Raw genomic sequence first — 18322 nt, forward strand, 5'->3', positions numbered from 1 at the left:
AAGATTCGCGGGAGTTTCTCCGCGTGACACCGGGCGCGCGCGAGCATTGTGCACCCCGGGAGGTGCGAGGACGGGCGCGGCCCGCCGTCTGGCGCTCCGGAGCGTGTTCCGCGCCACCCTCGCGGGTGTTCACGCCGTCATCGCGCCGGAGGCGTGCCGACCGGCGGCGAGGGCGCCGAGAGCGCGCCGTCGGCGGGACCGGCGGCGCCCTCCTGCTCCGGCAGGGGCGGCAGGAACACCGAGCGCTCGAAGCGGGTCAGCTCCGGCGCCGGGTCCACCGCCCGCACGAACGGCCGCTTGGCCAGCTCCAGCAGCTCGGCGGGGGCGGCCCGGACGACGAGGGCGTAGGCGCACGCGCAGTGCGCGCGGTAGGCGGCGGCCTCCGCGGCGGCCATCGCCCGCGCCCCCTCGTAGACGGCACGCTGATCGGCCTCCTCCGCCGAGGTCCCCGACAGCTTCACGGCGAGGGCGCCGTAGGAGGCGGCGTCGGCGTCCTTGCGGACGGCCGCGCGCTCCATCTCCGCGTCGAGCCCGCCGGGCAGCGCGGCGATGTCCATCGCGATGATCTCGGTCTGCGTCCGGGGCAGCGGGACGCGCGCGTAGACCCGCGCGACCTCCACGCCCACGGCGGTCGCGGCGGCCTGGGCGGGCGAGGCATAGGCCGACAGCGACACCAGCGCCCACGTCGGCGCCGGGGACACCTTCGCCAACTCGGTCAGCTCACGGCCCGAGGCGTCCACATAAGACGGGATGTCGGCGCCCTGCTCGACACCGACGCGCACCACCGAGCCGGAGTCGTCGACCGGGCGCGCGCCGCGCCCGGCCGTCCAGATCACCGCCAGCACGATCAGGATCGCCGCCCCCACCATCCCGGTGGACGCGATGACGCGGCGCCGTCCGGCGCCGGCGCGAAGCCGCCGCGCGGCCGAGCCGAGCGGCGGCAGGACCCGGCCGTCGAGACGGCGCAGGCGGTCCCCCAAACCCATCGCGGGCCGTGCCTTCCTCCGGCTCAGCCCCGCAGCACGCTCAGGGCGTGGGCGAGGTCCTCCGGGTAGTCGGAGTGGAACTCCACCCATTGTCCCGAATCGGGGTGCTCGAACGCCAGACTGTAGGCGTGCAGCCACTGGCGGGTCAGGTCCAGCTTCGCCGCCAGGGTCGGGTCGGCCCCGTAGGTCAGGTCGCCCACGCAGGGGTGCCGCAGCGTGGAGAAGTGCACCCGGATCTGATGGGTGCGGCCCGTCTCCAGCTTGATGTCGACCAGGCTCGCCGCCGGGAACGCCTCAAGCGTGTCGTAGTGGGTGACGCTCGGCTTGCCCGCGGCCGTCACCGCCCACTTGTAGTCGTGGTGGGGGTGACGCCCGATCGGCGCGTCGATGGTCCCCCGCAGCGGATCCGGGTGCCCCTGGACGATCGCGCGGTAGCGCTTCTCGACGGTGCGCTCCTTGAAGGCGCGCTTCAGCGCCGAGTAGGCGCGCTCGCTCTTGGCCAGGACCATGATCCCCGTGGTGCCCACGTCCAGCCGGTGCACGATGCCCTGGCGCTCATCGGGACCGTGGCTGGTGAGCCGGTGCCCCAGCGCGGCCACGCCCGCCGTCACCGTCGGCCCCGACCAGCCCGGGCTCGGATGCGCGGCCACCCCGACCGGCTTGTCGATCACCACGATGTCGTCGTCGGCGTGGATGACCGACAGGCCCTCCACCTCCACCGGCTCCTCCGGCCCGGCCGCGCCGGGCGGGGGCGGGAGGGTGACCTCCAGCCACGCACCACCGCTCACCTTCTCCGACTTCGCCCGCGCCGCGCCGTCCACCAGGACGTCGCCCTGCTCGATCAGATCGGCCGCGACGGTCCGCGACAGCCCGAACAGGCGCGAGACGGTCTGGTCGAGACGGGTCCCGTCGAGACCGTCGGGAACCGGGAGGGAACGCTGCTGACTCACGAAGTGGGTTCTTCCTTCTCTACGTCTTCTTCTTTCGCCTTGCCCCGCACCCGCGTGCCGTCGGCACGGCGGCCGGTCAGCTCCAGGAACACCACGAAGCACACCCCGACCACGAGGGCGGAGTCGGCCAGGTTGAACACCGGGTACACCTGCCCGGACGGGTCGAACAGGCTCACCATGTCCACCACGCGGCCGTGGAAGGGCTTGCCGTCCCGGAAGATCCGGTCGACGATGTTGCCCAGCGCGCCGCCGAACACCAGCCCCAGCGCCACCGCCCAGGCCGCCGAGCGGACCTTCGCGAAGGCGTACCAGGCGATCGCGACCGACACGATCACCGCGACGGTGGAGATCACCCACGTGTAGTCGGAGCCCATCCCCCACGCCGCGCCGCCGTTGCGGATCAGCGTCAGGTAGACCGCGCCGCCGAGGAGCTTCACCGGCTCCCGGTCGGACAGCGTGGCCACCGTGATCGTCTTCGTCAGCAGGTCCAGGCCGATCGCGCCCAGCCCGACCAGCGCGAACAGCAAGGCCATCCGGCCTCGCCGCGCGCCGCGCGCCGGGACGGTCTCACCCGCGGCGCCCTCGTCCGCGGTGTCCTCGACGGTCTTCTCGCCGATGCCCTCGGCCTCACCCGTACTCAGCGTCGCTCCTCCTGACCGACCACCGCGCACGGGCCGCGCGGCTCTCACCACGCCGCGCCGGGCACGGTCAACGACGTTCCTCCAGCTGCTTGCAGTCCACGCAGAGGGTAGCCGACGGGAAGACCGCCAGCCGCGCGGCCGGAATGGCCTTGCCGCAACGCTCGCACATCCCGTAGTTGCCGGCCTCCAGCCGCTCCAGGGCGTGCTCGACCTGGAGGACGCGCTCGCGCATCTGGTTGGCCAGGGTGATCTCCTGCTCGCGCTCCAGGGTCTTCGAGCCGGTGTCGGCCTGGTCGTCCCCGGCGGAGTCGGTGAGCCGGTCGCGCTGCAGCTCGCTCATGTCGGCGACCGTCTTGTCGTAGTCGGCGCGCAGCTCACCCAGCCGCTCGGTGAGCGCCTCCCGGATCTGCTCGACCTCTTCCGCGGACCGCGCCGCCGCCTGCTCGGTGGGCTTCGGGGCCGCCTTCTTCGCGGCGGTCTTCTTGGCCGGCGTTCCGCCGGTCGCCTTCGTCGTCGGCATCGGGGCGCTCTCCGGAGGGGTGGGGGTGGTGGCCTTGGCGGCCCTGGAAACCGAGGCGGTGTTCTTCGCCGCTGGCCGACCGGCGGTCGAGCTCGCAGCCTTCTTCTGCGTAGCCGTCACCGTTTTCCGATCGCCCATGGCCGCCCCCCGGCAGGTATAAGCAGTGCTTACAAACAGAGCGCGGCAGCCGCCGCGCGTAAGGACACATAATACGCCCACTATGCGCCGCGACACAATCACCTGACGCGACGAGCCGTATCTCCTCGGTCGCCACCGGGAACGTCACCGCAGCTCAGGGCACCCGCCGAAACCATCCACAAAGGAGCGTCCGGGGCGCGGCGTGAGGGTCCCCACGTACCGTCAGGGGCCGTGGCGGCGCGCCACGGCCCCTGACAGAACACCTCGAATCACCCGAAAGGACAGTTCCTCCGGGGTCAGTGCCCGTTGCGAGGTCGGTGCCCTTTGCAGGGTCAGTGCCCGCTGCGGACGGCCAGGTCGGCCAGGACCTCGGCGGTCGGCTCGCACAGGGCGCAGGGCGTGAAGCCCAGCTCGACCGCCTCGTTCACCGGCAGGGCCTCGTCCTCCTTGCCCAGCAGGTGCACGCACCCGGCCAGGTGGAAACGGGGTCGCCCGTCGACGACCTGCACCGGGACGGTCAGGCCCGCCAGGCGCGTGGCGTCGATCCGGCTCACCGGCAGCTCGGCCGGCTCGTCGGACAGGTCGATCTCCACCGGCTCGTCCTCCGGCTCCAGCTCCGGCTCGGGCCGGATCTCCGGGGGCAGGACCTCGCGCTCGGCCGCCGATGGCTGTACCGGAGCCACCGGCTCGGCCTCGTCCCCGTCGAAGTCGTCCTTCGCGGGCGTGCGCGCCTCAAGGCGCCGCCGCGGCGGGAAGGCCGGTTCCCGGACGCGCGGCGCTCGCTCGGCCTCGGCGACGTCATCCTCGTCGCCGTACCTCGCGGCGGCGCGCGCTCCGAAGAACAGGCCCGCACCCGCCACGACACTCGCCACGATCGACAGGATCAGGAAAGTGTCGTTGGCGTTCATCAGACCGGCGACCAGAAGACCGGCCGCGGCCACCAGGATCAGTAAACTGCCGACGATCATGGAGTACCCCCCTCACGAGACGACGGGTGTGCGGTGGCGGCGACGCGGAGATACCCCCCGGTACCCGCGCATCGCGCCACACATCCACCACACATGACCATCGTCACATTGAACTACACGCGGCGGACTATTCGCCCGCCAGGCCCCGCGCGCCGTTGAAGGCACCGGTCAGCGCCGTCGCGCCCGGGGACACCGGCCGCGCCTCGATCTGACCGCCGCCGACCTCGGCGTCGATGATGCCGTCGCCGCGGCCGGTCAGGTCGCGCAGCTGGCTCTCCAGGTACGCCTTCAGGCGGGTGCGGTACTCGCGCTCGAAGGCCTTGAGCTCCTCGATGTGCTTCTGCAGAGCGGCGCGCTTGGTCTCCAGGGTGCCCATGACCTCCTGGTGACGCTGACGGGCCTCGCGGTCCAGGCTCTCGGCCTTGGCGCGGGTCTCGCGGACCAGCTCCTCGGACTGCGCGCGGGCCTCACCGAGGACCTTGTCGGCCTCGCGGCGCGCGCTGTCGACGTGGTCGTCGGCGGTGCGCTGGGCGACCATGAGCAGGCGCAGGGCCTGCTGCTCGCCGGCCTCGGCGTCCGCCGCGCTCCCGCCCGCGGCGGGGCCCTGGGCCCGCAGCTGCTCGATCTCGCCCTGGGCGGCGCGCAGCGCGTTCTCGGCGGCGGCCTTCTCGGAGCGCAGGCGCTCCATCTGCCCGGCGAGTTCGGCGGTGTCGGCCACGCCGGGGCCCGCGCCGGCGCGCAGGCGCTCGACCTGGGCACGCAGCTCGCTGTTCTCTTCGATCAGGCGGGCGAGCTCGCGCTCGACCTCGTCGAGGAAGGTGTCGACGTCATCCTCGTCGTACCCTCGCTTGCCTAGCATGGGTTTCTTGAACGCGACGTTGTGGACGTCGGCCGGGGTCAGCGGCATCGAACACTCCTATGGTCAGCCGAAAAAAGACGGCATGCTCACGCGCGGAGTCGACATTGGAGCGGGGGGTCACCCCGCAGTCGCCACCATCAGCGGCCGCACGACGTACTGCATCAGCACGAACACGATCAGCAACAACGCCATCCCGGCGAGGTCGAGGGACACGGTACCAAGCCGAAGCGGGGGAATCACCCGCCGCAATACTTTCAGGGGAGGGTCCGTGGGACTAAAGACGAGTTCCAGAATCACCGACGCGCGGCGTCCCGGATGCCAGCGGCGAGCGTAGGCCAGCACCATTTCGGCACCGAATCTGGCCCACACCAACAGCAGGAAGAAATAAAGACACAGGTAGACAACCTGCCAGAAGATCCCCATGGACGCGGCGTCCCTCGTCGTCAGCTCTGGTTGAAGAACTCGCCCCCGGCGATCTTCGCCTTGTCCTCGGCGGTGACCTGAACATTGGCCGGTGAGAGCAGGAACACGCGATTGGTCACGCGCTCGAAGCTACCACGGAGTCCGAACACGAGGCCCGCCGCGAAGTCCACGAGGCGCTTGGCATCCGATTCGTCCATCTCCGACAGGTTCATGATGACCGGGACACCGTCGCGGAAGTACTCGCCGAGAGTGCGCGCCTCGTTGTAAGTGGTCGGGTGGAGCGTCGTGATGCGGTAGGCGTTCGCCGCCTCCTCCGCCGCCGGTGGCGTCGGGATCTGCGGGGCGAGGGCCAGGTTGTCCCGCGTCAGCGGGGTCACCGAGCCGCCGGTGCGCGCGAGCGGGCGGACGTTGCTGCGCTGGACCGGTTCGATCCGGCGCACGCGGGAGGTGCGGGGCGTGGTGGTGGCCGCCGGACGCGCCGGGGGCTCCTCGAACTCGTCCTCGCCGTCGAAGTCGTCGTCGTAACGCTCTCCGGCGTACTGGCGGTCGTCCTCGTCCTCGATGAGGCCGAGCCAGACTCCGGCTTTGCGCATTGCGCCCATCGGACCTCTCCCTCCCGTGCCTCACGGTGGTACCGGGCCGGGTGGCCCGGCGGGACCGGAAACCACGGCGCCCCACCGGCGTCCGCGTCACGTGGCCGCCCCGGTGAGCCCGGGAACGACATCCGTGTAGTTCGATCCTCGCCGCCCCAGGCTACCCGAGATCAGACCGGGATCCGAGCAGTATTGCTCCGATCCGTACGAGTGTCGCGCCGAATACGATCGCGCGGGTGAAATCTCCGCTCATTCCGGCCGAGATCTCCACGGCCTCGGGAACGGTGCGGCGGACCCGCTCGGAGAGGGCCGCGACCTGCTCGAACGCCTTGTCGGGCGCCCATCCCAGCGGCGCCACGGCCATCACGCCGCGCAGGGCCAGCTCGGGCCGGGACGTGACACTGTCCACAAGGGCATCGAGGTCGGCCCCCGCGACTCCCCCGCGTTCGGTGTCGCCGTCGAGGCTCAGCTGGAGCAGGACGCCCAGGGGCTCGCGGCCGAGCCGCCCGGCGGCGTCGGCGAGGGCCTTGACGAGCTGCGGCCGGTCCACCGACTGGACGAGCCCGGCGTAAGCGGCCACCGACTTGGCCTTGTTGCGTTGCAGCTGCCCGATGTAGTGCCAGGTGGCGCCGATCCCGGCGGCGCGCAGCGCGGCGGCCTTGGGCGCGGCCTCCTGGTCGCGGTTCTCGCCGAGGTCGAGCTGGCCGAGCCCGGCGAGGGCGGCGGCGTCGGAGGCGGGGAAGGTCTTGGTGACCGCGACGAGGCGGACCTCGCCGGGCTCGCGTCCGGCCTCGGCGCACGCGGCGTCGATGCGGGCGCGCACCTCGGCCAGGTTCGCGGCCAGTTCGGCCCGGCGGGCCGGGGACGCGGTGAGCTCGCCGGCCGTTGCCGCCGGGATGTGCCCGCTCATCGGTGCTCCTTCGAAACGGTGATGCTGCCGCGCCATTGAAGCACCGGCGGCGGTGACCGCCGCCGGTGCCCGGCGCGAAGTATCAGGCCCCGTTCTTGAGGAAGTCGGGCACGTCCACGTCGTCGAAGAGAACCTTGCTCTGCGTCGGCGGGTGCGGGCGCACCGGCTCGACCGGGGCGACCGGCTCGGCCGGGATCGGGCGGGCGATCTCGACCGGCTTGTAGGTCGGCTCGCCGCTGTCGAATCCGGCCGCTATCACCGTCACGCGCACCTCGTCGCCGAGGGCGTCGTCGATGACGGCCCCGAAGATGATGTTGGCGTCGGGGTGGGCGGCGTCGGTGACGAGCTGGGCGGCGTCGTTGATCTCGAACAGGCCCAGGTCGGATCCACCGGCGATGGACAGCAGGACGCCGCGGGCGCCGTCCATGCTCTGCTCCAGCAGCGGGCTGGAGATCGCCGCCTGCGCGGCCTCGACGGCGCGGCTCTCGCCGCGCGCGGAGCCGATGCCCATGAGGGCCGAGCCCGCGCCGCTCATGACGCTCTTGACGTCGGCGAAGTCGAGGTTGATCAGGCCGGGGGTGGTGATCAGGTCGGTGATGCCCTGGACACCGGAGAGCAGCACCTGGTCGGCGAGCCGGAAGGCGTCCATCATGGAGATGCCCCGGTCGCCCATCTGCAGGAGACGGTCGTTGGGGATGACGATCAGTGTGTCGCACTCGTTGCGGAGGGCCTCTATGCCGTCCTCGGCCTGCGTCTGGCGGCGCTTGCCCTCGAAGGAGAACGGCCGCGTGACCACGCCGATGGTGAGCGCGCCGAGCTTGCGGGCGATGTTGGCGACGACGGGCGCGCCGCCGGTGCCCGTTCCGCCGCCCTCGCCGCAGGTCACGAAGACCATGTCGGCGCCCTTGAGGACCTCTTCGATCTCGTCGCGGTGGTCCTCGGCGGCCTTCTGCCCGACCTCGGGGTTGGCGCCGGCGCCGAGTCCGCGGGTCAGCTCGCGGCCGACGTCGAGCTTGACGTCGGCGTCGCTCATGAGGAGGGCCTGGGCGTCGGTGTTGATGGCGATGAACTCAACGCCTTTGAGCCCGGCCTCGATCATGCGGTTGACCGCGTTGACCCCACCGCCGCCGATGCCGACGACCTTGATCACCGCGAGGTAGTTGTGCGGAGGTGTCATCGGTTGCCTTCCCTTCCCCTGGCCGGCCCGGTGGTGAGAGGTGGGCTCGACTCGCAAGCTTTGAATCGCGCGGTCATCGTCCTTAGCCGCCCTGTCCGCAAAGTATGATGCTGATCCCCGGCCGCCTCGGATGCGCCCCGGCGTGTCGCCGATCTTCGCACATATTCCCCTAATCGCGGACTGTCGGCACCCCGGGGGCACTGACGTCGATGTGGTCCCCCGGCCGTCCGAGCAGGACGGTGGCCACATCGGACTTGGCGTCGTTCTGTGTGGCGTCACCCCAGAAGATAGTCCGCCCGCCGCGCAGCCGCAGCTCAATACGGGTAGGCGAGGGCGCCGCGATCGTTTCCAGATCCCTTTTCAGCTCGCCGTCCAGTGCGGACAGGACACTGAGGACTCCCATTGTGGCCGCGTCGGCCGGGCCCGGCGTGCGCAGTTCGGCGCGCGTAATCCCGTCCGGAATCGCCTCCACCGTGCGGTACGCCACTCCAGAACTGTCCACGAGGGCCACCGCCCCATCGGCCGGAACGGCGATAAACGGCGTGCGCTCGGTGATCTCCACGACCACGGTGTGCGGCCAGTCGCGGGACACCCGCACCTGCGCGACCGGTGGCACGGCCGCGACGCGGCCGGCGATCGCGTCGGTGTCGATCGCGGCGAGCGCGCCGCCGTTCTCCACCGCGGCGGCCTGCCGGATCTGGGCGGGGTCGACGAAGGTCGCGCCGCGGACGAGGACCTCGGTGACGGCGAAGGCGCTGGAGCCGTAGACGACCCACGCGCCGATCCCGGCGAGCAGGACGGCGGCGAGGACGCCGAAGCGCAGTCCCCGGCTGAGCCTGGGGAGTTTCGTGGTCTTGAGGACCTGGACGAGACGCCGTCCCGGCATCGCTCCCCCTTTTTTTTAATGGTTAAACACGGCGGCCGGGGCCGCCGTGTTCCTCGTCTACTTGCCCAGCGCGGTGAGCAGGTCGTCGGGCATGAGCTGGACCGGCGGGGCGCCCATGGTGACGACGAGGTCGCCGGGCTCGGCGCGCGCCACGACCTCGGCGGGCACGTCGCCCCACGATTCCACAAAGATCTTGTGGGCCCCGGGGAGCGGGACGGCCGCGGTGAGGGCCTCGCCGCCCTGTCCGGGCTCCAGGGCCTCGCCGGGACCGAAGACCTCCATGATCACCGCCTCGTCGGCGATGGCGAGGGCCTGGGCGATCTCGGCGCGCAGGTCGCGGGTCCGGTAGACCCGGTAGGGCTGGAAGACCACGATGAGGCGGCCCTCGCCGCGGATCCCGGCCAGTGTGGACAGCGCCGAGCGGATCGCGGTGGGGTGGTAGGCGTACTCGTCGTAGACGCGCACGCCACTGGCGGTGCCGCGCAGCTCGAAGCGGCGGCGGACGCCGGAGAAGGCGGCGAGCGCGGCGCGGATCGCGTCGGGCGCCAGGCCCGCGCGCAGCGCGGCGAGCACGGCGGCGGCGCTGTTGAGGCCGAGGTGCGCGCCGGGGAACGGGACGCTGAACGCGCCGATGTCGCGGCCCTCGTGGGTGGCGCGGTAGGTGACGCCGTCCGAGGTGGACACCAGGTCGCTCACCCGCAGGGTGGCGTCCTCGGCGGTGCCGTAGGTGGCCACGTCGCGGCCGTCGGCGCGCAGGTGCTCCCCGATGCGGCGGGTCCGCTCGTCGTCGGCGCAGAGGATGACCTGGCCGTCGGCGGCGGTGTTGCGGCAGAAGGTCTCGAACCCGGCTTCGAGGGTGTCGATGTCGCCGTAGGTGTTGAGGTGGTCGACGTCGATGTTGGTGACGATGGAGACCCAGGGCCGGTAGCGCAGGAAGGACCGGTCGCTCTCGTCGGCCTCCAGCACGAAGAGGTCGCCGTCGCCGTGGCGTCCGCTGGCGCCGTCGACGGTGGGCTCGCCGCCGTTCACATAGGACGGGTCGAGGCCGCTCTTGGCGAGGATCTCGGTGATCATCGCGGTGGTGGTGGTCTTGCCGTGGGTTCCGGAGACCACGATGGCGCGGCGGCCGGTGGTGGCGGCGGCCAGGGCCTCGGAGCGGTGCATGATCCGCAGGCCGCGGCGGGTGGCCTCGACGAGCTCGACGTTGTCCTTGGGCGTGGCGGTGGAGACGACGACGGTGTCGACGCCGTCGAGGTTCTCCGGGCGGTGCTCGCGGAAGATCGTCGCGCCCAGGGAGGCGATCTCGGGCAGGGACGGCCAGTCGTGCAGCTCGCTGCCGGAGACCGGCAGGCCGCGGGTGGCGTAGAGGCGGGCGAGGCCGGACAGGCCGACGCCGCCGACGCCGATGAACAGGACGTGCCCGAGGTCCTCGGCGGTGACGCCGTCGTCGATCGGGGAGTGGAGGTTCTCGCTCATCGGCCGGACACCGCCGCGTAGGTGAAGGCGCGCAGGGCCTCGTCGCCGTCGGTGCGGCCGACGGAGCGGGCGACGGCGCCCATGCGGGCGAGGCGGTCGCCGTCCAGCAGCAGGGGGGCCAGTTCGCGCATCACGAAGTCCGGGGACAGGTTCTCGTCGTCGACGACGAGGCCGCCGCCGATGTCGGTGACGGGCCGGACGTTGCGGTACTGCTCCTTGTTGCCCCACGGGAGCGGGACGTAGGCGGCGGGCAGCCCGACGGCGGAGACCTCGGCGACCGTCATCGCGCCGCCCCGGCACAGGACCAGGTCGGCGGCGGCGTAGCCGAGGTGCATCTCGGACAGGAACGGCAGGGTCACGTAGGGCGCGTTCAGCCCGGCGGGGACCTCGACGGGGTCGTCGCGGCGGGCGCCGATGACGTGCAGGACCTGGATCCCGGCGTCGGTGAGGCCGCGCGCGGCGCCCAGGACGGCGTTGTTGATGGAGCGGGCGCCCTGGGAGGCGCCGAAGACGAACAGGGTCGGCCGGTAGGGGTCGAGCCCGAAGTGGGCGCGGGCGGCCTCGCGCTGCGCGGCGCGGTCCAGGGTGGAGATCTCGCGGCGCAGCGGGACGCCGGTGACGGTCCCCTCGGCCAGGCCCGGGACGGTCTTGACGAGGTGCGCGAAGCCGACGGCCACGTTGGAGCTGTAGCGCATGGCGAGCTTGTTGGCGTAGCCGATGGGGTCGTTGAACTCGAAGATCACCATCGGGGTCTTGCGGGCGTGGGCGGCCTGGTAGGCGGGCACCGACACGTATCCGCCGAAGCCGACGACCACGTCGGCGGCGACCTCGTCCAGCAGCTCCCGGGTGACCTTCTTGGCCTTGGCCATGCGCGGCAGCGTCAGCAGCAGATCCTTGTTGATCTTGCGCGACAGCTGGTGCGCGGGCACCATCCGCAGGTCGTAGCCGTGCTTGGGGATGATGTCGGCTTCCAGTCCCTTGGGGGTACCGACGCAGGTGATCCGGATGGAGGGGTCGTGCCGCCGCAGGCAGTCGGCGAAGGCGAGGAGGGGGTAGATGTGCCCTCCCGTGCCTCCTCCGGCCAGGACCACGGATCGGATCGGCGTCATCGGTGTGTGCTCCTCGATGGGTCGGGGGTCCGGTCACCACCGCGTTGCAGCGGCGGGAGAGGGGCCCAGAGTACGCGCACCCACTTGCCGGAGTTGCGGGCGCGCAGGGCGCGTGCGGCCTCGGGTTCGGCCCGCGCGAAGGACGCGAGCATGCCCAGCAGCACGAGGGTGACGACGAGCGCGGACCCGCCGTCGGAGATCAGCGGCAGGGGTACGCCGGTGATGGGGATGAGCCCGACGACGCCGCCGATGTTGATCACGGCCTGCCCCGCCAGCCAGAACGTCGCCCCGGCGGCCACGAGGCGGCGGAACGGGTCGTCCACGCGGCGGGCGATGCGCAGGCCGGCGTAGGTGAGGACGGCGAACAGCGCGAGGATGACCGCGCAGCCCACCAGGCCGAGCTCCTCGGCGATGAGGGCGAAGATGAAGTCGTTGTGGCCGTTGGGAAGCCACTCCCACTTCTGCTTGCTCTCGCCGAGCCCGACGCCGAACCAGCCGCCGTCGGCGATGGCGTAGTAGCCCTGGATCGCCTGGTAGCCCCAGCCGCTGGCGTAGTTCTCGGGATGCTGGAAGGAGACGAACCGCTCCATGCGGTGACTGGCCATGACGACCAGGACCATCGCGCCGACGAAGCCGACCGAGAGCATCCCGCCCAGCAGCCGCAGCCGCACCCCGGCCGTCCACAGCAGGCCCATGAACATGGTCAGCATGATCAGCATGGTGCCCAGGTCGCGGAAGCCGACCAGGACCAGGATGATCGCGGTGGTCGGGAACAGCGGCACGGCCAGTTCCTTCCACAGCGCGATCTTGGGCCCCTTGCGGGCCAGGACCGCCGCGCCCCACAGCAGGAGCGCGAACTTGGCCATCTCGGAGGGCTGGACCTGCATGGGGCCCAGGAAGATCCACAGCTCGTCGGTGCGGAACGGCCCGGCCTGCACGTACGGGAAGACCACCAGGACCGCCAGCAGGACCGCCGAGACCACCAGCAGCGGCTTGCCCACGCCCCGGTAGGTGCGGGCGGGCAGCCGCTGGGCGAACCAGAAGCCGAGCAGGCCCACCACCGCCCAGCTCGCCTGCTTGGTGATCGCCGCGAAGGAGCTCCCGGCCTCGGCGTAGGCCTCGACCATGGTCGCCGAGAACACCATCACCAGGCCGATGACGATCAGCAGCCCCGCCGAGGACAGCAGCAGGAAGTAGGAGGCGAGGGGACGGTCGAGCAGGCCGCGGAAGGCCGCCAGGGGCTGCGCGCCGATGGGCTGCGACCGCCGGCTCATGCCGCCAGGCCCGCCACCGCCGCGGCGAACGCGCGCCCGCGATGCGGGTAGCCGGTGTACATGTCCTTGGACGCCCCCACCGGCGCCAGCAGCACCGTGTCGCCCTCGCGGGCCATGCGCGCGGCGGCGGCGACCGCCTCGGCCATCGCGGCCTCCGGCGCGGTGTCGGCGATGTCGGCGACCGGGACGTCCGGCGCGTGCTTGGCCAGGGCCGCGGCCAGCTCGGCGCGGTCCACGCCCAGCAGGACCGCCCCGCGCAGCCGGTGCGCGTGCGCGGCGACCAGGTCGTCCACGGAGACGCCCTTGAGCTGGCCCCCGGCGATCCACACGATCCCGTCGTAGGCCGCCAGGGACACGTTCGCCGCATGCGGGCTGGTGGCCTTGCTGTCGTCGACGTACTCGACGCCGCCGACGGTCGCCACGTGCGCGATGCGGTGCGGTTCGGGCCGGTAGCCGCGCAGCCCGGCGGCGACCGCGGCGGGCTTGACGCCGTGCAGCCGCGCGAGCGCGGCGGCCGCGAGCGCGTTGGCGATGTTGTGGCGGCCGGGGACGGTCAGGTCGCCCACCCGGCACAGCTCCACGCCCTCGCCGGAGGTGTTGTCCACGAGGACGTCGCCGTCCAGGCCGAAGGACCCGGGCGGCGGCGGGGCGAGGGTGAACCCGACGTGCAGGCCGTGGGCGTCCTTGAGCGCGGCGGCCGTCCAGTCGTCGTCGAGGTTGCCGACGCAGACCCCGGAGCGCCAGACGCGCGTCTTGGCCTCGCCGTAGGCGTCCAGGGAGCCGTGCCACTCCAGGTGGTCCTCGGCGAAGTTCAGCAGCGCCCCGGCGTGGGGGGCCAGCTCGCGCGACCAGTGCAGCTGGAAGCTGGACAGCTCGACGGCGAGCACGTCGTACCCGGCGCTCACCGCGGTGACCAGGGGGACGCCGAAGTTGCCGAGCGCGGCGGTGCACAGCCCGGCGGCGGCGAGGATGTCGCGCAGCATCGTCACGGTGGTGGTCTTGCCGTTGGTGCCGGTCAGCGCCAGCCACGGGGCGCCGCCCTCGGGCCGGATGCGCCAGGCCAGCTCCGGTTCGGAGTAGACGTCGAGGCCGCGCGCCACGGCGGCCTCGGCGAGGGGGTGGTGCGGGGCGAAGCCGGGCGACAGGACGACGTCGGTGACCTCGTCGAGGACCGCCAGGGGCGGCTCCTCGCCGGTGACGATCCGGGCGCCGAGCGCGGCGAGGGCGTCCAGGGTCTCCCCCGGTCCCCGGTCGTAGACGGTGACGTCCGCCCCGCGCTCGATCAGGACGCGCGCGCTGGCCTCACCGGCCACGCCGGTGCCCGCGACGAGTGCCTTCACTTAACCAACCACCCTCAAGAAGTCCGCGTAGAAGAGTCCCAGGCCGATGGCCACACCGATCCCCGCGATGATCCAGAAGCGGATCACGATGTTGACCTCGGTCCAGCCCGCCAGTTCGAAGTGGTGCTGGAGGGGCGCCATGCGGAACACGCGCCGCCCGGTGGTCTTGAAGGAGATGATCTGGATGATCACCGACATGGTGATGATGACGAACAGCAGGCCGATGACCGGCAGCAGCAGGATCGTCTTCGTGGTCAGGGCCAGGCCGCCGATGAGGCCGCCGAGCCCGAGCGCGCCGGTGTCGCCCATGAAGATGCGCGCCGGTGAGGCGTTCCACCACAGGAACCCGAAGCACGCCCCCGCGGCGGCTCCGGCGATCAGGGCGATCTCCAGCGGGTCGCGGACCTCGTAGCAGTACACGCTGGTGCCGGGGTCGCCGCACCAGTGCCGGTACTGCCAGAACGCGATCACCGCGTAGGCGGTGAGGACCATGATGGACGCGCCGGTGGCGAGCCCGTCGAGGCCGTCGGTGAGGTTCACGCCGTTGGACGTGGCGATGATGACGAAGGTGAACAGCACGACCGCGCCGATCTTCGTCAGGTCCAGGTAGGGCATGTCCCGCACGAAGGACATGAAGTGGCTGCCCACGGTGGTGAAGGGCTTGACGTCGCTGGGGAAGTAGATCGCCAGGTAGCCGAAGACGGCGCCGACGATCAGCTGCCCGATGACCTTGCCGCGCTTGTTGAGGCCGCCGCTGTTGCGGCGGCGGACCTTCAGGTAGTCGTCGAGGAACCCGACCAGGCCCATGAAGAACAGCAGCCCGAGGAGCACGACCCCGGTGAGGGTGTACCCGCGCGGGCGGCCGGGGCTGTCGGGCAGCGTCAGCAGGATCAGGTGCCCCACGACGTAGGCGATGATCGTGGCGAGGATGAACACCACGCCGCCCATGGTCGGCGTGCCCTTCTTCGCCAGGTGCGCCTGCGGCCCGTCGGTGCGGATCGGCTGCCCGGCCTTCAGGCGCGTGAAACCCTTGATGGCCAGTGGCGTGCCGAACAGCGACACCGCGAACGCGACGAACGCCGCGACGATTACCGATCTCACACGACCTCCGCCCGGGAAGCTTCATCGTCGCGCAGCGCGTCGGCGACGACCCACGTACGGTAGCGGGAACCCTTGACCAGGACGACGTCGCCGGGCCGAAGCGCGCCGGTCAGTCTCTCCACGGCCGCCGGCTGGTCGGGGACGTTGACCGCGTCGACGCCCCGGGCGGCGGCCGCGTCGGTGATCGGCGCGGCGATTTCCTCCACCGAGATCAGCAGGGACACGCCCGCCTCGGCCGCGAGGTTGCCGATCCGCTCGTGGGATTCGCGCTCGGAGCCGGCCAGCTCGGCCATGTAGCCCAGCACGGCGACGCGGCGGCGGCCCTCGCCGATCTGGCCGAGCGCGCGGATCGCGGCGGCCATCGACTCGGGATTGGCGTTGTAGGAGTCGTCGATGACGGTGACGCCGTCGGCGCGGGTGAACACGTCCATGCGCCGCTCGGAGGCGATCCGCAGCGCGCCGAGGGCCTCGGGCAGGTCCGCGAAGGGCATCCCGAGCTCCAGGGCGATCGCGGCGGCGCTGAGGGCGTTGCCGATCATGTGGGCGCCGTGCAGGCCCAGGGTCACCGGGACGGCACCCTCGGCGCCGGTGAGGGTGAAGCTCGCCCGGCCGTGCTCGTCCATCGAGACGCCGACGGCGCGCAGGTCGGCGCCCTCCGACAGGCCCACCGTCCGCACCCGCGCCTTCGTGCGCGGCGCCATGGCCGCCACCCGGGCGTCGTCGGCGTTCAGGACCGCCAGGCCTTCGGCGGGCAGGGCCTCGATCAGCTCGCCCTTGGCGACGGCGATGTTCTCCAGGGACCCGAAGGTGCCCATGTGCGCCAGGCCGACGTTCAGCACCGCCGCCACGCGCGGCGGGGCGATGCGGCTGAGGTAGGCGATGTCGCCGATGGCGCGCGCGCTGGACTCGGCGACCAGGAAGCGGGTCTTCTCGTCGACCCGCAGGACGGTGTAGGGGTGCCCGAGCTCGTTGTTCAGGTTGCCCTCGTTGGCCACCGTCGGGCCCAGCCGCGCGCACAGCTGCGCGATGAGGTCCTTCGTGGACGTCTTGCCCTGCGAACCGGTCACCGACACCACGGTCAGGCCCGGCAGGCGGTCCACCACGGCCCGCGCCAGGCGCCCGATGGCCTCCAGGTGGTCGTGCACGACGATCATCGGGACGCCCGGCACGACCTTGGTGCCCAGCACCGCAGCCGCCCCGGCGGCGACGACCTTCTCCGCGTAGTCGTGCCCGTCGGAGCGGTACCCGGCGATGGCGATGAACAGCCCGCCCGGGCCGATCTTGCGGGAGTCGTGCTCGACGGAACCGGTCACCACCGCGGCCGGGTCGGCCTCCAGCAGGTCCCCGCCCACCGCCTCGGCGATCTCACCAAGCGTCATCGGGATCATTTCGCGGCCTCCAATGCGGCGCCGAGGACCAGGCGGTCGTCGAAGGGGACCACCCGGCCGTCGATTTCCTGTCCCTGCTCGTGTCCCTTGCCCAGCACGGCGACGGTGTCGCCCGCCCGCGCCCGCGACACGGCCTCGGCGATCGCCTCGGCCCGTCCGCCGAGCTCGGCGTACTGGCCGCCGTCGGCGGCGGTGACGCCGTCGATGACCATCGCGCGGATGCTCGCCGGGTCCTCGGTGCGGGGGTTGTCGTCGGTGACGATCACCAGGTCCGCGCCGCGCGCGGCGGCCTCGCCCATCAGGACGCGCTTGCCCTGGTCCCGGTCGCCGCCGGCGCCGATCACGGCGATGAGGCGGCCGGGGGTGATGTCACGCAGGGCGGCCAGGACGGCGACGATGGCGTCCGGCTTGTGTGCGTAGTCGACGACGCCGAGCACGCGCCCGTCGCCGACCTTCTCCATCCGCCCGGGCACGCCCGGGCAGGCCGCGACGCCCGCGACCGCCACCGCCGGGTCGACGCCGACCTCGGTCAGGGCCGCGATCGCCAGCAGCGCGTTGGCCACGTTGTGGCGGCCGGGCAGCCGGACCGCGCCGGGCAGCTCCAGGCCGGGGCCGCGCACGGTGAAGGTCTGGTCGAAGCCCTCGCCGAGCACGCCGGCGGCGAACCAGGCCGCCCCGGCGTCCAGCATCGAGTAGGTGACGGTGGACGGCTTGAGCAGGCGGCGCGCCCACTCGTCGTCGGCGTTGACGACCTCGGCGCGGCAGCGGCCGTCGAACAGCATCGCCTTGGCCGCGAAGTACTCGTCCATGCCGTCGTGGAAGTCCAGGTGGTCCACGCCGAACATGGTGAACCCGCCGACGGCGAAGGTCGTGCCGTCCACGCGGCCCTGCGCCAGGGCGTGGCTGGAGACCTCCATGACCACGTCGGTGACGCCGCGCTCCAGCGCGTAGGCGAACAGGCCCTGCAGGTCGGGCGCCTCGGGCGTGGTGCGCACGCTGGCCAGGACCTCGTCGCCGACGCGGGTGGCGACCGTCCCGATCATGCCGGTGACGCGCCCGGCGGCGATGAGCCCGGACTCGATGAGGTAGGCCGTGGAGGTCTTGCCGTTGGTGCCGGTGACGCCGATGACGCGCAGCCGCTCGGTGGGGTTGCCGTAGACGGTGGCCGCGACTCCCCCGAGGACGCCGCGCGGGTCGGGGACCACGATCGCGGGCAGGCCCACCCGGGCCGCCTCCTCGCCGCCGCGCTCGTCGGTGAGGACGGCGACGGCTCCGGCGGCCTTCGCGGCGGCGATGAACTCGGCCCCATGGCGCCGCGCGCCCGGCAGGGCCGCGTACAGGTCGCCCGGCCGCACCTCCTGCGAGGCGAGGGTGACTCCGGTGACGTCGGCGTCTCCGGAGACGACGGCGCTTCCTGAAACCGACAAACCGGCGGCGAGTTCGCTTAGCGGACGAGCCGCCACAGAACGGGGTCGAGGGTAGCCAGACACGTCAGGACCCTACCTCTCCACACGCCCGGAACCGGCGTCACCCCGCCCGCGCGCGCCCGAATTCGCCGATCGGCTGCGAGCACCGTCCACCGC

The 18322-nt window shown here is 72.2% G+C and carries 18 protein-coding genes; all 18 read right to left on the reverse strand.

Going from position 1 to position 18322, the window contains the following annotated elements; translation table 11 throughout:
* Positions 1-137 precede the first annotated feature (137 nt).
* Positions 138-986 (reverse strand): hypothetical protein, encoded by an 849-nt coding sequence (locus tag QSK10_RS00850; protein WP_285660596.1) that lies wholly within the window; start codon positions 984-986, stop codon positions 138-140.
* A 23-nt stretch (positions 987-1009) separates the two neighbouring features.
* Positions 1010-1936 carry an RluA family pseudouridine synthase gene (locus QSK10_RS00855; protein WP_285660597.1) on the reverse strand — a complete coding sequence of 309 codons (927 nt, stop codon included), beginning with the start codon at positions 1934-1936 and terminating at the stop codon, positions 1010-1012.
* Positions 1933-2607, reverse strand: a complete 675-nt coding sequence (lspA, locus tag QSK10_RS00860; protein WP_285660598.1) for a signal peptidase II — start codon at positions 2605-2607, stop codon at positions 1933-1935. The genes QSK10_RS00855 and lspA overlap by 4 nt, the downstream gene beginning before the upstream one ends.
* Before the next feature lie 37 nt (positions 2608-2644).
* Positions 2645-3097, reverse strand: a complete 453-nt coding sequence (locus QSK10_RS00865) for a TraR/DksA family transcriptional regulator (RefSeq protein WP_285660599.1) — start codon at positions 3095-3097, stop codon at positions 2645-2647.
* A 470-nt stretch (positions 3098-3567) separates the two neighbouring features.
* Positions 3568-4203, reverse strand: coding sequence for a hypothetical protein (locus tag QSK10_RS00870; RefSeq protein WP_285660600.1), 636 nt, complete (start codon positions 4201-4203; stop codon positions 3568-3570).
* Between the two features lie 127 nt (positions 4204-4330).
* On the reverse strand, positions 4331-5110 hold the full coding sequence (locus tag QSK10_RS00875) for a DivIVA domain-containing protein (RefSeq protein WP_285660601.1): 780 nt from the start codon (positions 5108-5110) through the stop codon (positions 4331-4333).
* Between the two features lie 69 nt (positions 5111-5179).
* The gene (locus tag QSK10_RS00880; protein ID WP_285660602.1) at positions 5180-5485 is read right to left on the reverse strand and encodes a YggT family protein; all 306 of its coding nucleotides are present in this window, start codon (positions 5483-5485) and stop codon (positions 5180-5182) included.
* Positions 5486-5505: 20 nt separating this feature from the next.
* A complete protein-coding gene (locus QSK10_RS00885; protein WP_285660603.1) occupies positions 5506-6087 on the reverse strand; it encodes a cell division protein SepF in 582 nt (193 codons plus the stop codon).
* A 151-nt stretch (positions 6088-6238) separates the two neighbouring features.
* Positions 6239-6988: a YggS family pyridoxal phosphate-dependent enzyme gene (locus tag QSK10_RS00890; protein ID WP_285660604.1), complete on the reverse strand. Its 750-nt coding sequence runs from the start codon at positions 6986-6988 to the stop codon at positions 6239-6241.
* Positions 6989-7070: 82 nt separating this feature from the next.
* Positions 7071-8165, reverse strand: a complete 1095-nt coding sequence (ftsZ, locus tag QSK10_RS00895; RefSeq protein ID WP_285660605.1) for a cell division protein FtsZ — start codon at positions 8163-8165, stop codon at positions 7071-7073.
* Between the two features lie 169 nt (positions 8166-8334).
* Positions 8335-9051, reverse strand: coding sequence for a cell division protein FtsQ/DivIB (locus QSK10_RS00900; protein WP_285660606.1), 717 nt, complete (start codon positions 9049-9051; stop codon positions 8335-8337).
* A 57-nt stretch (positions 9052-9108) separates the two neighbouring features.
* Positions 9109-10527 carry a UDP-N-acetylmuramate--L-alanine ligase gene (murC, locus tag QSK10_RS00905; RefSeq protein WP_285660607.1) on the reverse strand — a complete coding sequence of 473 codons (1419 nt, stop codon included), beginning with the start codon at positions 10525-10527 and terminating at the stop codon, positions 9109-9111.
* Positions 10524-11636 (reverse strand): UDP-N-acetylglucosamine--N-acetylmuramyl-(pentapeptide) pyrophosphoryl-undecaprenol N-acetylglucosamine transferase, encoded by a 1113-nt coding sequence (locus QSK10_RS00910; RefSeq protein WP_285660608.1) that lies wholly within the window; start codon positions 11634-11636, stop codon positions 10524-10526. The genes murC and QSK10_RS00910 overlap by 4 nt, the downstream gene beginning before the upstream one ends.
* Positions 11633-12910, reverse strand: a complete 1278-nt coding sequence (ftsW, locus tag QSK10_RS00915; protein WP_285660609.1) for a putative lipid II flippase FtsW — start codon at positions 12908-12910, stop codon at positions 11633-11635. Before ftsW ends, QSK10_RS00910 begins: the two co-directional genes overlap by 4 nt.
* Entirely contained in the window at positions 12907-14250 is a 1344-nt protein-coding gene (gene murD, locus QSK10_RS00920; protein ID WP_285660610.1) for a UDP-N-acetylmuramoyl-L-alanine--D-glutamate ligase, read from the reverse strand. The genes ftsW and murD overlap by 4 nt, the downstream gene beginning before the upstream one ends.
* Positions 14251-15351 (reverse strand): phospho-N-acetylmuramoyl-pentapeptide-transferase, encoded by a 1101-nt coding sequence (mraY, locus tag QSK10_RS00925; protein WP_285660611.1) that lies wholly within the window; start codon positions 15349-15351, stop codon positions 14251-14253.
* Entirely contained in the window at positions 15348-16739 is a 1392-nt protein-coding gene (locus tag QSK10_RS00930; protein WP_285660612.1) for a UDP-N-acetylmuramoyl-tripeptide--D-alanyl-D-alanine ligase, read from the reverse strand. The genes mraY and QSK10_RS00930 overlap by 4 nt, the downstream gene beginning before the upstream one ends.
* A complete protein-coding gene (locus tag QSK10_RS00935) occupies positions 16736-18229 on the reverse strand; it encodes a UDP-N-acetylmuramoyl-L-alanyl-D-glutamate--2,6-diaminopimelate ligase (RefSeq protein ID WP_349497666.1) in 1494 nt (497 codons plus the stop codon). The genes QSK10_RS00930 and QSK10_RS00935 overlap by 4 nt, the downstream gene beginning before the upstream one ends.
* Positions 18230-18322: the final 93 nt, after the last annotated feature.

It is taken from the genome of Actinorhabdospora filicis, assembly GCF_030269765.1.
Taxonomy (GTDB): domain Bacteria; phylum Actinomycetota; class Actinomycetes; order Mycobacteriales; family Micromonosporaceae; genus Actinorhabdospora; species Actinorhabdospora filicis.